The organism is Haloplanus vescus (assembly GCF_900107665.1).
Taxonomy (GTDB): Archaea; Halobacteriota; Halobacteria; order Halobacteriales; family Haloferacaceae; genus Haloplanus; species Haloplanus vescus.
Genome location: NZ_FNQT01000001.1, coordinates 198,471 through 211,969, shown reverse-complemented (window position 1 = coordinate 211,969; position 13,499 = coordinate 198,471). Strand labels below are relative to the sequence as shown.

At 65.3% G+C, this 13,499-nt stretch carries 10 protein-coding genes; 7 read left to right on the top strand and 3 right to left on the bottom strand.

What is annotated here, in order from left to right:
- The first annotated feature begins 13 nt into the window (after positions 1–13).
- The 3 genes from cdd (at position 14) to BLU18_RS01115 (ending at position 2,784) form a co-directional block, all read left to right on the top strand.
- Entirely contained in the window at positions 14–424 is a 411-nt protein-coding gene (gene cdd / locus BLU18_RS01125) for a cytidine deaminase (RefSeq protein ID WP_092630170.1), read from the top strand.
- A 259-nt stretch (positions 425–683) separates the two neighbouring features.
- A complete protein-coding gene (locus BLU18_RS01120; protein ID WP_092630167.1) occupies positions 684–1,490 on the top strand; it encodes a nucleoside phosphorylase in 807 nt (268 codons plus the stop codon).
- Positions 1,491–1,605: 115 nt separating this feature from the next.
- The gene (locus tag BLU18_RS01115; RefSeq protein ID WP_092630164.1) at positions 1,606–2,784 is read left to right on the top strand and encodes an NAD(P)/FAD-dependent oxidoreductase; all 1,179 of its coding nucleotides are present in this window, start codon (positions 1,606–1,608) and stop codon (positions 2,782–2,784) included.
- 70 nt (positions 2,785–2,854) lie between these two features.
- Here BLU18_RS01115 and BLU18_RS01110 read toward each other — a convergent pair whose 3' ends face one another.
- Positions 2,855–3,388, bottom strand: coding sequence for an Rrf2 family transcriptional regulator (locus tag BLU18_RS01110; protein ID WP_092630160.1), 534 nt, complete (start codon positions 3,386–3,388; stop codon positions 2,855–2,857).
- Between the two features lie 116 nt (positions 3,389–3,504).
- Here BLU18_RS01110 and BLU18_RS01105 point away from each other — a divergent pair, with 116 nt between their 5' ends.
- Both BLU18_RS01105 and rocF read left to right on the top strand, forming a co-directional pair.
- Complete coding sequence (locus BLU18_RS01105) at positions 3,505–4,416, top strand: NAD-dependent epimerase/dehydratase family protein (protein ID WP_092630157.1); 912 nt, start codon at positions 3,505–3,507, stop codon at positions 4,414–4,416.
- A 71-nt stretch (positions 4,417–4,487) separates the two neighbouring features.
- Entirely contained in the window at positions 4,488–5,369 is an 882-nt protein-coding gene (gene rocF / locus BLU18_RS01100) for an arginase (RefSeq protein WP_092630154.1), read from the top strand.
- On the opposite strand, the gene gyrA is transcribed toward rocF, so the two are convergent.
- On the bottom strand, positions 5,370–7,844 hold the full coding sequence (gene gyrA, locus BLU18_RS01095; protein WP_092630151.1) for a DNA gyrase subunit A: 2,475 nt from the start codon (positions 7,842–7,844) through the stop codon (positions 5,370–5,372).
- Positions 7,841–9,757, bottom strand: a complete 1,917-nt coding sequence (gene gyrB / locus BLU18_RS01090; protein ID WP_092630148.1) for a DNA topoisomerase (ATP-hydrolyzing) subunit B — start codon at positions 9,755–9,757, stop codon at positions 7,841–7,843. Before gyrB ends, gyrA begins: the two co-directional genes overlap by 4 nt.
- Before the next feature lie 255 nt (positions 9,758–10,012).
- Between gyrB and BLU18_RS01085 the strand changes: the two genes are divergently transcribed.
- Together BLU18_RS01085 and BLU18_RS01080 are read left to right on the top strand one after the other, a co-directional pair.
- Complete coding sequence (locus BLU18_RS01085; protein ID WP_092630145.1) at positions 10,013–12,409, top strand: DNA topoisomerase VI subunit B; 2,397 nt, start codon at positions 10,013–10,015, stop codon at positions 12,407–12,409.
- Entirely contained in the window at positions 12,406–13,494 is a 1,089-nt protein-coding gene (locus BLU18_RS01080) for a DNA topoisomerase IV subunit A (RefSeq protein ID WP_092630142.1), read from the top strand. Before BLU18_RS01085 ends, BLU18_RS01080 begins: the two co-directional genes overlap by 4 nt.
- Positions 13,495–13,499 lie beyond the last annotated feature (5 nt).

Here is a 13,499-nt window from a genome sequence, read left to right as displayed (position 1 = left end):
GTAGGCCCCGAGCGTGACCGACGACCTCATCGAACGCGCCAGAGCGGCGCTCGACGCCGCGTACGTGCCGTACTCCGAGTACACGGTCGGCGCCGCGCTCCGCACCGCCGACGGCACCGTCTTCACCGGCTGTAACATCGAGAACGCCAACTTCAGCAACAGCCTCCACGCCGAAGAAGTCGCCATCGCGGAGGCGGTCAAGCGCGGCCACCGAACGTTCGACCGCCTCGCCGTCACCTCCGGCGCTCGCGACGGCATCACCCCCTGTGGCATGTGCCGGCAGACGCTCGCGGAGTTCTGTGACGACGACCTTCCCATCGTCTGTGACGAGGGCGACGAGACGACAGAGTACACGCTTGGTGAACTGTTACCCAACACCATGGGACCGGAGACGCTCGACGCGGCGCGTCGAACGGACGAATAACGGATTGCCAGCGCTCAATACCACCATATAGATGGAGCGGACGGCAGCAAAATTTTTGTTGATTCGATAATATTTTCTACCCGTCGATGACATTCCCGTTCCAATCCACGGCGGCGTCTCCCCCCTGTGTGGCGTGTCCGACCTGTGAGAGCGACGTGCTGAACGTCCACGGGATTCACACCTGTTCGGCCTGCAGTTGGGTGGCGGCGGAGTACCGATAGACGGGCGATATTTCACGGTCCCCGCTGTAGGGCGACCTATGTCCGACGACGCGGCGGACCGACAGTACCACCTCGAAGTCGCCCCGGGCGAAGTCGCCGACACCGTCTTGCTCCCCGGCGACCCGGAGCGTGTCGACGTCACCACCGAGCGCTGGGCGGAGTCGTCGGTCGTCGCCGAACACCGCGAGTATCGCACGGCGACGGGTCGGTACGAGGGTGCGCCCGTCTCGGTCACCTCGACGGGCATCGGGAGTCCGTCGGCGGCCATTGCCGTCGAGGAACTCGCCCGCGTCGGCACGGAGACGTTCATCCGCGTCGGGTCGTGCGGGGCCATCCAACCCGATATCGACGTGGGTGACTTGGTCATCACCACCGGCGCCGTCAGAGGCGAGGGGACAAGCGAGGAGTACGTCCGCAGCGACTACCCCGCCGTCGCCGACCACGCCGTCGTCTCGGCACTCGTCGCCGCCGCCGAACGCCTCGGCTACGACTACCACTGCGGCGTGACGATGAGCACCGACAGCTTCTACGCGGGCCAAGCCCGCCCCGGCGTCGACGGGTTCGAGGCCGCGGGCACCGAGTCGCTCCTCGACGAACTCCGCGACGTGAACGTGAAAAACGTCGAGATGGAGGCGAGTTCGATTCTCACGCTCGCGAACGTCTACGGACGCCGGGCGGGCGCGGTCTGTACCGTCTTCGCGAACCGCACCACCGGCGAGTTCCGCACTGAGGGCGAGGGACGCGCCGTCGAGGTGGGGAGTCTCGCCGCGGCGTTGCTCCACCGGATGGACGAGCGACGGGACGCCGAGGGAGCCAACAGTTGGCACGCCGACCTCTCGATGTAACCAATTGTCGTAACTAATCGACGTACGTCGACACCCATTATCGACAAACGGGCGTTTGAGGCGCTCTCGCGGCTGATGCAACACGTCTATAACGATCCATCGACGACCGTGTGGTATGACTACTCAAGTCGTTGTTCTCGGAGCTGGTTACGCAGGTGCCGGTGCAGTAAAACAGTTTCAGAAGGCGAACGACGGGAGTGCCGAACTGACGTGGATATCCGAACACGATTACCATCTCGTCCTCCACGAGTCCCACCGTGTCATACGCGACACGAGCGTCGCCTCGAAAATCACCATCCCGGTCGAGGACATCAAGTCGCCGGAGACGACGTTCCGACAGGGCCGTGTTACGGGCGTCGACGTCGACGAACAGACCGTCCGCTGCGAGGACGGCGACCCCGTCGACTACGACTACCTCCTCGTGGCGCTCGGGAGTCAGACGGCGTTTTACGGCATCGAAGGGCTTGAGACGCACGCGCACACGCTCAAGAGCCTCGACGACGCCCGACAGATTCACAGCGACGTGGCCGACGCCGCGGCCGACGCCACTCGCTCCGATCCCGCACAGGTCGTCGTCGGCGGCGCCGGCCTCTCGGGCATCCAGTCGGCCGGTGAAATCGCCGCTTACCGCGACGAACACCGCGCACCCATCGACGTGACGCTCGTCGAAGGGCTGGACGAAGTGCTGCCGGGAATGGACACCGAACTCCAGGGTGCGCTCCGCAAGCGCCTCGAAGCGGCCGACGTCGAGATTATGTGCGGTGAGTTCGTCTCCAGCGTCGACGACGACACCATCTACGTCGGCGGCGGCGAGGAGGAGGACCCGACCGAACTCGACTACGACGTGTTCCTCTGGACCGGCGGCATCACGGGACAGGACGAACTCGCGGACGCAGACGTCGACAAGGACGACCGGAGCCATCGTGTCTACGCCGACCGCGACTTCCAGACGAGCGACGAGAGAGTCTTCGCCATCGGCGACACCGCCCTCATCGACCAAGGACCGGACGAGGTGGCGCCGCCGACGGCACAGGCGGCGTGGCAGGCGGCGGAAGTCGCCGGCGAGAACCTCGCTCGCGCCGTTCGCGGAGAGTCACTCCGGACGTGGACCCACGACGACAAGGGGACGCTCGTCTCCGTCGGCGACGAGGCCGTCGCACACGGCGTCGACGCTCTCCCCATCAACACTTTCGGCGGTATCGGCGCCGAGACGCTGAAAAAGCTCGTCGCCGCTCGCTGGATTGCGGACGTCTCTTCCGTGGGGCGGGCCATCAGCGCCTGGCCCGACATGTAGTCCGGGCTGTTCGTATCGAGCAACTATCCTCGAGAGTGCAGAAACAGAGAGTCGAACGGGCAGAGAGCGCCTAGTGGTCCGGTTCGCCGGCGGGCGCGCGCATGTCGTCGATGCGGAGGATGAGCACGTTGTCGGTGTCGTCCTTGCCGTCGACGGTGCCGTCGATGACGAGTTTCGAGAGCGGCGTCGGGCCGACGCGAACGCTGTCGCCCTCGTGGAACTCGCGGACCGACCCCTGAACGTGAATCTCCGCGCGGCACAGGTCGGGGTGATGGACCGACGAGAGGTCGATTTCGCCGACGTTCGCGGTGTCGACCGGTTCGCCGTTGTGGAGCAGCGGCACGGCGGCCGGTTCGTCCATCTGGTCCACGTCGAGCGCTTCGTAGGCGTTTGCCGTCGGCTTGTATCCTCCCTTCGGCCCCGGTACCCCCTCGACGAGCTGCAGCGCCTTCAGACTCTGCATCTGATTGCGAATCGTCCCGGGGTTGCGGTCGACTTCCTCCGCGATGTCCTCCCCCTTCACCGCGTCCTCAGTTTCGCGATGGAGATTGATAAGAGCAGTCAGGATCGTCTTCTGACTCGACGTTAGTTCGATTGATGACATAGTTCACGGTTAGTCACTAGCGTTATTAAATTCGATGGATGTGGAACATCAGGTTCTATGCGAGGTGTCAACGTGAAAGCGATACGGCTTTGCATCCGCCTATCGTGGCCCGATGCATGGAAGGCAAGCGTGTCCTCGTCACTGGCGGGGCGGGCTTCATCGGCTCGAATCTGGCGAATCGTCTGGCCGCTGACAACGAGGTAATCGCGCTCGACGACTGCCACCTCGGCACGCCCGAGAACCTCTCGGACGACGTGGAGTTCGTGAACAGGAGCGTCCTCGACGATGACTTACCGACCGACGTCGACGTGGTCTTTCACCTCGCTGCGTACTCTTCGTACACGATGGTCGAGGAGAACAAACGCGAGGCGACGCGCGTCAACGTCGAAGGGTTCGTCAACACGGTCGAACAGGCCCGCGACGACGGCTGTGACACCGTCGTCTACGCCTCGACCTCCTCTATCTACGGCTCGCGGACCGACCCGTCGCCCGAGGACATGGACGTGGAAGCCCGCACCTGCTACGAAGCCTCGAAACTCGCCCGCGAGAACTACGGGGAGTACTTCGGCAACCACTACGACATGACCCTCGCCGGGCTGCGCTTTTTCTCGGTCTATCAGGGCTACGGCGGCGCCGAGGAACACAAAGGCGAGTACGCGAACACCATCGCCCAGTTCGCTGACAAAATCGCGAACGGCGAGTCGCCCGTCCTCTTCGGCGACGGCACACAGACCCGTGACTTCACCCACGTCGACGACGTGGCCCGGGCCATCGAACTCGCCGCCGACCACGAACTCGACGGCATCTACAACGTCGGCACTGGCGAGAGCTACACCTTCAACACGATGGTCGAGATGATAAACGACGAACTCGGGACGGACATCGACCCCGAATACGTCGAGAACCCGCTCCCGGTGTACGTCCACGACACGATGGCCGACGCCTCGAAACTTCGCGAGGCGACTGGCTGGGAGCCAGACGTGGGGTTCGAGGAGGGCGTCGCGCGAGTGTGTGCGCAGTACAAGTAACGGAGAAGGCTGAGTAAGCGGTAACGCAGAGCGCGACCACGCTTTTCCCGCCCGGCGTCGAACCGACGAGCATGCACTCCGTCCGCATCGTCGGCGCACCGACGGACTACGGCGCGAACCGCCGCGGCGTGAACATGGGCCCCGCGGCGATTCGGTACGCCGACCTCGCCGCGACGCTGGCCGACCTCGGCCTCGACGTCACCGATAGCGGCGACCGCTCGGTCCCGCGAGCGTGGACGGACGACCCCGCCCGTGCCGACGCGAAGTATCTCGGCGCCGTCGAGACGGTCTGTACCCGCCTTGCCGACGCAGTGAGCGAATCGCTCACCGCCGGCCAGACGCCACTCGTCCTCGGCGGCGACCACTCCGTCGCCACCGGCAGCGTCGTCGGAACGGCACGCGACGCCGACGTGGGCGTCCTCTGGTTCGACGCCCACGGCGACCTGAACACGCCGGCGACGACGCCGAGCGGCAACGTCCACGGGATGGCGCTTGCCGCGGCACTCGGGCTCGGGGAGTTCGAATCGACGTGGGCCGACGCCGGTATCGAGCCGGAGAACGTCGCCCTCGTCGGCGTCCGTGACCTCGATTCCGGCGAACGGGAGGCGATTCGCGACCACGGCGTCACCACCTACTCCATGCACGACATCGACCGTCGCGGCGTCACGAGCGTCGTCGACGAGGCCATCGAGACGGTCGGCGGCGCGGACGGCGTCCACGTCAGCTTCGATTTGGATTGGCTCGACCCGAGCGAAGCGCCCGGTGTCGGGACGCCAGTCCGGGGCGGCGCCACCTACCGCGAGGCCCACGCGGCGCTCGAACGCGTCGCCGACGCGGCGACGGTGCGGTCGCTCGACCTCGTAGAAGTGAATCCGATTCTCGACGAACGCAATCGGACCGCCGAGATGGCGGTCGGCCTCGCCGCGAGCGCACTCGGAAAACGAATCTTGTAGTTAGGACTCGTCGTCGTCGGTGTCGCCTCGGTCGGCCGGAATCACGGCCACCGACGCCACCGAGTCGCCGTCCTCTAACTCCATCACGATGACGCCCATCGTGTTGCGGCCGACGGTCGAGACGTCTTCGACCGGCGTGCGCATAATCTGGCCGTCCTCGCTCATCGCGACGAGGTGGTCGCCGGGCGCGACGGCGTCGATGGCACACGCCGACCCGTTGCGGTCGTTGGTCTTGATGTCGATGAGGCCCTTGCCGTAGCGGGACTGCTGGCGGTAGTCGTCGACCGGTGTCCGCTTGCCGTAGCCGTTGTCGGTGACGGTCAGCACCCAGTTGTGGTCGTCGGTGTCGACGCCGGCGAGGCCGACGACGCGGTCCGAGCCTTCCAACTTGATGCCGCCGACGCCGCGGGCGTCACGGCCCATCGGCCGCACCTCCGACTCGTCGAAGCGGATGCTCATCCCGTCGGCAGTGGCGACGACGAGGTCGCGGTCACCGTCGGTCAGCTCCACGTCGACGAGTTCGTCGCCCTCTTCGAGGCGGATGGCGCGAATCCCCGTCGAGAGGATGTTGCCGAACTCCTCGACGGCGGTGCGTTTCACGCGGCCGCTCTGGGTCGCCATGGTGAGATAGCGCCCGGCGCCCTCCTCCAGATTCTCGCAGTCGACGACGGCCTCTATCTCCTCCTCGTCGTCCAAGTCGAGGAGGTTCACCGCCGACTTGCCGCGGGCGGTCCGGCTCATCTCCGGCACCTGGTAGGTCTTGAGCTTGTACACCTGCCCCTGGTTGGTGAAACAGAGCAGGTAGTCGTGGGTGTTGGCGAGGAACACCGAAGAGACGCGGTCACCCTCCTTGAGGTCGGCGCCGATGATGCCTTTCCCGCCCCGGTTCTGGGCGCGGAAGGTCGAGAGTGACATGCGCTTGATGTAGTCGTCCTCGCTGACGACGACGAGGGTGTCCTCCTGCGGGATGAGGTCCTCGTCGGTCACCTCGCCCGTGTCCTCGATGATGCGGGTGCGACGCTCGTCGGCGTACTCCTCTTTGATGTCGCGGAGTTCGTCTTTGATGACGCCGAGGAGTTCGGACTCGTTCTCCAGAATCTCGGTCAGGCGGTCGATGCGCGCCTGCACCTCCTCGTACTCCTCCTCGATGGCCGCCGTCTCCATCGACGTGAGGCTCCCGAGCTGCATCGCGACGATGTGGTTGACTTGGTCGTCCGAGAAGTCGAACGCGGCTTTCAGCGCCGTTTTCGCGGCGTCGCGGTCCTCGGCGTCGCGGATGACCTCGACAACCTCGTCGGCGTTCTCCAGCGCCTTCAGTCGGCCTTCGAGGATGTGCGCGCGGTCCTCGGCCTCGGCGAGGTCGTACTCGCTCCGGCGGCGCACGACCTCGCGCCGGTGGTCGAGGTAGACCGAAAGCGTCTCCTTGAGGTCGAGCACTTTCGGCTGGCCGTCAACGAGGGCGAGGTTGATGACGCCGAACGTGGTTTCGAGGTGGGATTCGAGCAGCTGGTTCTCGACCACGTCGGGGTTCGCGCCGCGCTTGAGTTCGATGACGATGCGGATACCGTCGCGGTCGGACTCGTCCCGCAGGTCGCGCACGCCGTCGAGTTTCCCCTCGTTCACGTCGTCGGCGATGCGCTCGATGAGACGCGCCTTGTTCGCCTGATAGGGCAGTTCCGTGACGACGATGCGGTCCTCGTTCGTCTCTATCTCGGCGCGGACGCGCAGGCGGCCGCGACCCGTCTTGTACGCCTTGTGGACCGCGTTGCGGCCGACGATGTTCGCGCCGGTCGGGAAGTCGGGGGCGACGACGTGGTCCATCAGGTCCTCGACGGTGCAGTCGGGATTGTCGATGAGGTGAATCGTCGCGTCGATTACCTCGCCGAGGTTGTGCGGCGGGACGTTCGTCGACATCCCGACAGCGATGCCCGAGGATCCGTTGACGAGTAGGTTGGGGAACGCCGCGGGCAACACGTCCGGTTCCTGCTTGCGGCCGTCGTAGTTCGAGGAGAAGTCGACGGTGTCTTTCTCGATGTCGGCCAGCAACTCCTCGGCGATGGGCGACATCCGCGCCTCGGTGTAACGCATGGCCGCGGGCGGGTCGCCGTCGATGGAGCCGAAGTTGCCCTGACCGTCGACAAGTGGTGCCCGCATCGAGAAGCCCTGTGCCATCCGCGCGAGGGCGTCGTAGATGGCGCTGTCGCCGTGTGGGTGGAAGTCACCCATCGTCTCGCCGACGACGGAGGAGGACTTCCGATGGGAGGCCCGCGAGGTGACGCCCGCCTCGTGCATCGCGTAGAGGATGCGCCGGTGGACGGGTTTGAGGCCGTCGCGGGCGTCGGGGAGTGCCCGGCCCGCGATGACGGACATGGCGTAGTCGATGTAGGACTGCTCCATCTCCTGTTCGATGCGCGCGGTGTCGACGCGGGCCGCGGGGGCACGCGTCTCGCCGTCGTCGTCTGCGTCAGAGCTCATATGTCGACCCACTCCGCGTCACCGGCGTGCTCTTTGATGAACTGTTTCCGCGGTTCGACGGCGTCGCCCATCAGGATGGAGAACATCTTGTCGGCGGCCGCCGCGTCCTCCAGCGTAATCTGCTTGAGAATCCGGTTCTCGGGTTTCATCGTCGTTTGCCAGAGCTGGTCGGGGTTCATCTCGCCGAGTCCCTTGAACCGCTGGACTTGGTCCGGGTTGCCGTTGCACTGCTCCTCGATGATACGGTCGCGCTCTTCCTCGCTCATGGCGTCGTACGTCTCGCCGCGGTACCGAACCCGATAGAGCGGGGGTTGGGCGGCGTAGACGTACCCTCGCTCCAGCAGGGGCTTCATGTGACGGTAGAGAAGCGTCAACAGGAGCGTGCGGATGTGTGCGCCGTCCACGTCGGCGTCGGTCATGAGGATGATGCGCTGGTAGCGCGCTTCCTCAATGTCGAACTCCTCGCCGATGCCGGTACCGATGGCGGTGATGAGCGCGCGAATCTCGTCGTTCTCCAGAATCCGGTCGAGGCGGTGTTTCTCGACGTTCAGAATCTTCCCCTTCAGGGGGAGGATAGCCTGGAACTCCCGGTCACGACCTTGCTTCGCACTGCCGCCCGCCGAGTCGCCCTCGACGACGAACAGTTCGGACTTGGTCGGGTCTTTCGACTGACAGTCCGCGAGTTTGCCGGGGAGCGCCGTCGATTCGAGCGCGCTCTTGCGACGGGTGAGTTCCTCGGCTTTCTTGGCCGCTTGGCGGGCCTGCGCCGCCTCGACGGCCTTGCCGACGATGGCCTGGGCCGTGTTGGGGTTCTCCTCGAAGAACGTGCCCAGTTCGGCGTGGACGGCGCTCTCGACGATACCCCGAACCTCGCTGTTGCCGAGTTTGGTCTTCGTCTGCCCCTCGAACTGCGGGTCGGGGTGTTTCACCGAGATGACGGCCGTCAGTCCCTCGCGCACGTCCTCGCCCTTGAGGGTGCCGTCGAGGTCGTTGAGCAGACCGTTGTCGGTGGCGTAGTCGTTGACGACGCGTGTCAGCGCCGTCTTGAAGCCGGTGAGGTGGGTGCCGCCCTCGCGCGTGTTGATGTTGTTGGCGAAGGCGTGGATCGAGCCCTGGAGCTCGTCGGTGCCCTGCATCGCCACCTCGACGGAGATGTCCTGTTCCTCGGCCTCGAAGTAGATGACGTCCTCGTGGAGGGCTGTCTTCGTCTCGTTGAGGTACTCCACGAACTCGCGAATCCCGCCCTCGTAGCGGAAGGAGACGGATTCGTCGTCGCGTTCGTCCGCGAGGCCGATTTCGACCCCTGAGTTGAGGAAGGCGAGTTCGCGCAGGCGCGTCGACAGCGTGTCGAACGAGAAGTCGGTGTGTTCGAAGATGTCGTTGTCGGGCCAGAAGCGAATCTGCGTCCCAGTCTCCTCCTCGTCCTCGATGTCACGGACGCGTTCGAACGCCCCTTCGACGGGTTCGCCGCGTTCGAACTCGTGGGTCCAGACGCCGCCGTCGCGTTTGATTTCGACGGAGAGGCGCTTCGAGAGGGCGTTGACGACGCTGACGCCGACGCCGTGAAGCCCACCGGACACCTGATAGGACTTGTTGTCGAACTTCCCGCCGGCGTGGAGGACGGTCATGATGACCTCCACCGCGGGTCGGTCGTACTGTTCGTGAATGTCGACGGGGATGCCGCGGCCGTTGTCTGTGACGCTCACGGACTCGTCGTCGTGAACGGTCACTTGGATGGCGTCACAGTAGCCCGCAAGCGCCTCGTCGATAGCGTTGTCGACGACCTCGTAGACGAGGTGGTGTAACCCCCTCGAATCGGTCGACCCGATGTACATCGCCGGGCGCTTCCGGACCGCCTGGAGCCCCTCCAGTACCTGTATCTGCCCGGCTCCGTACTCTTGTTCGTCAGCCATAGAACTTACTCGGCGTAGACGGTGACGCCCCTTAAATACTCGCACGCGTGCGCGCGTTGCGAGATACTGTTTCCGTTATCGGAATTTCCGGTCGGATATCGACAAGCCGACTTCGGTGTTCGTCTGTGGGCCGACTGGATGCCCCGGACTCCGCCGCGCCTCGGCGTCCAGCGCGCACGGCGCGCGCACCGAGAATTTCACTTTCGCCGCGCTGGCGGTGACCTTTTAAACGTCGTAGCGGTAGACCACCCACGGATGACATCGTTCCAGTCGACACTCGGCGAAGATGGGGGAATCGCCGAGGAGCTGGCCGAGAACCAGCGGGCCATCTCCATCGCCGAGTTCTTCGAGAAGAACAAGCACATGCTCGGCTTCGACTCCGGGGCCCGAGGGCTCGTCACCGCCGTCAAGGAGGCGGTGGACAACGCCCTCGACGCGACGGAGGAAGCCGGCATCGCACCCGACATCTACGTCGAAATCACCGAGGCGGGCGACTACTACAAACTCGTCGTCGAGGACAACGGACCGGGCATCACCAAAGAGCAGATTCCGCGCGTGTTCGGGAAACTCCTCTACGGCTCTCGCTTCCACGCCCGCGAGCAGAGCCGCGGCCAGCAGGGTATCGGTATCTCTGCCGCCGTCCTCTACTCCCAGCTCACCTCCGGCAAGCCCGCGAAAATCACCAGCCGAACGCAGGGCAGCGCCGACGCCCAGTACTTCGAACTCATCGTCGACACCGACACCAACGAACCCGAAATTCGAAACGAGGCGACTACGTCGTGGGACCGCCCCCACGGCACGCGCATCGAACTGGAGATGGAGGCGAACATGCGGGCCCGTGCCCAGCTCCACGACTACATCAAACACACCGCAGTCGTCAACCCCCACGCCCGCGTCGAACTCCGGGAACCCGGGCTGGACGAACCGCTGAAGTTCGAGCGCGGCACCGACCAGTTGCCCGCTGAGACGGAGGAAATCCGCCCCCACCCCCACGGGGTCGAACTCGGGACGCTCCTGAAGATGCTCGAAGCGACGGAGTCGTACTCCGTCTCCGGGTTCCTGCAGGGCGAGTTCACCCGCGTCGGTAACAAGACGGCGACGAAGGTGTGCGACCGCTTCCGCGACAACCACTTCGGGCGAGAGATGGCGTGGACGACGCCCGACGCTACCGACGATATCGAGGCCGCCGTGGCCGACGCCGTCGCCAACAAGAGCGCGGCGGCGACAGAGTGGTTTGCCGCACGCGTCGCCGAGACGGTCGGTGACCGGGAGCGACTCGCCCACCACGACCTCGTCGAACTCGTCGACAACCTCGCGGACGCGGTGGTCGAGGAACACGGCGAGACGTTCGGCGACACCGTCCGCGAGAACGCCGTCGAGTCGGCGTGGGCGGCGCTCACGGACGACGAACGGTTGACGGCGTCGCTGTACGAACGGATCGACGCCGCGACCAGCACGCAGAAAGACGACGCGACGGTGCAGGGCATCGCCGAGCGACTGGCCGAGAAGTTCGCCGACGCGGAGGACCCGCGACACCGCGCGACCCGCGACACCCTCGCGGGCTACGTCGACCGCTCGGCGGACCGACTGGAGGACGCCACGGACGCGACGTTCGGCGACACGGCCCGCGAAAACGTCGTCGAATCCGTCTGGTCGGTGATGCAGACGGTGCCCGACGACCTGCCGAAGGTGAAAGACATCGCCGACGACCGGGACACCGCCTCGGACCTCCTCACGGCGATGCGCGAGACGGACATCCTCGCGCCGCCGACGGACTGTCTCTCGCCCATCACCGCCGAACTCGTGGAGGCGGGACTCCGCAAGGAGTTCGACGCCGACTTCTACGCGGCAGCGACGCGGGACGCCGAGGTACACGGCGGCGACCCGTTCATCGTCGAGGCGGGCATCGCCTACGGCGGCGAGTTGGAGAGTAACGGCTCCGTCCAGGTGATGCGCTTTGCCAACCGCGTCCCCCTCGTCTATCAGCGCGGCGCGTGTGCCATCACCGACGTGGTGAAAGGCATCGGCTGGCGCAACTACGGCCTCGACCAACCCGGTGGGAGCGGCCTCCCCTCGGGGCCCGCCGTCATCACCGTCCACGTCGCTTCGACGAACGTCCCCTTCACCAGCGAATCGAAGGACGCGGTGGCGAACGTCCCGGCCATCGAGGACGAAATCGAACTCGCCATCCGGGAGGCGGCCCGCGAGATGAAATCCTACATCAACCGCCGGCAGTCGCTCCAGAAGCGACGGGAGAAACAGGACGTCCTCGGCCGCATCCTCCCGCAGATGGCCGACAAACTCGCCGCCGTGACCGGTCAGGAGCGACCCAACATCGACGGTGCCCTCGGTCGCATCATGAACAACGTCATCGTCGAACGACGCGTCGAGGACGGCACAGTGACGCTCACCGTCCAGAATCACTCCGACCGGAAGGAGACACTCGACGTGACCGATATCGTCAGCGTCGAACCGACGGCGGTGAGCGACGGCGGATCGGTGGTGGACTTGGACGACGAGTGGTTCGTGCAGTGGTCCCCGTCGGTGTCGGCGGGTGAAACGGCGACGCTCACCTACGAGGTGGGCGGCGACGCGACGTTCGACGTCGACGTGGACGGCGTCGAAGACGAGAAACTCACGGTGAACGCATGAGCACACAAGACGAACGCGCCCGACAGCAGTTGATAGACCTCGCGGCGGAGTTTTACGACCAGTTCGCCAGCGGCGAAGTCCCGGAGATGACACTCCCCACGCGGACGAAAAGCAACATCGAGTACGACGAAGACAGCGGCGTGTGGGTGTACGGCGACCGCACCTCGACTCGCTCTGCCAACTCGGTGCAGGGCGCCCGCAAACTCCTCAAGGCGACCTACACCATCGACTTCCTCGCCCGCCAGCTGGAGGAAGGCCGCTCCTCAACGCTTCGAGAACTCTACTACCTCTCGGAGTCGTGGGACGCCGACGAGGCGGCCTTCTCCAGTCAGGACGAGTCCAACCAGTTGGTCGAGGACCTCGAAATCGTCTCGGAGGTCACACGCGAGGACTTCCACATGCGCCCCGAGGAGTCGGGCGCGACGCTGATGGGCCCGCTGGAGTTGCGCGAGCAGACCCGCCGCGGCGAGCGCGAGATTCACTGTCAGGAGGACGTTGGCGAGGGCGGCTACCAGATTCCCAACAACCCCGACACCATCGACTTCCTCGACCACGACATCGACTTCATCCTCTGTGTCGAGACGGGTGGGATGCGCGACCGACTGGTCGAGAACGGCTTCGACACCGACTACAACGCCCTCATCGTCCACCTCAAGGGACAGCCGGCGCGAGCGACCCGGCGCATCACGAAGCGCCTCCACGACGAACTCGACTTGCCCGTCGTGGTCTTCACAGACGGCGACCCGTGGTCGTACCGCATCTACGGCTCCGTCGCCTACGGTTCCATCAAGAGCGCGCACCTCTCCGAGTACCTCGCCACGCCCGAGGCGGATTTCGTCGGCATCCAACCAGAAGACATCGTCGAGTACGACCTACCGACCGACCCGCTGGCCGACTCCGACGTGAACGCCCTCGAATCCGAACTCGACGACCCGCGATTCATGACCGACTACTGGGAGGAGCAAATCGAACTCCAACTCGACATCGGGAAGAAAGCCGAACAGCAGGCGCTCGCTTCCAGAGGGCTTGACTTCGTCACCGACGAATATCTGCCCACGCGGCTGGACGAGATGGGCGTGCTGTAACGGCT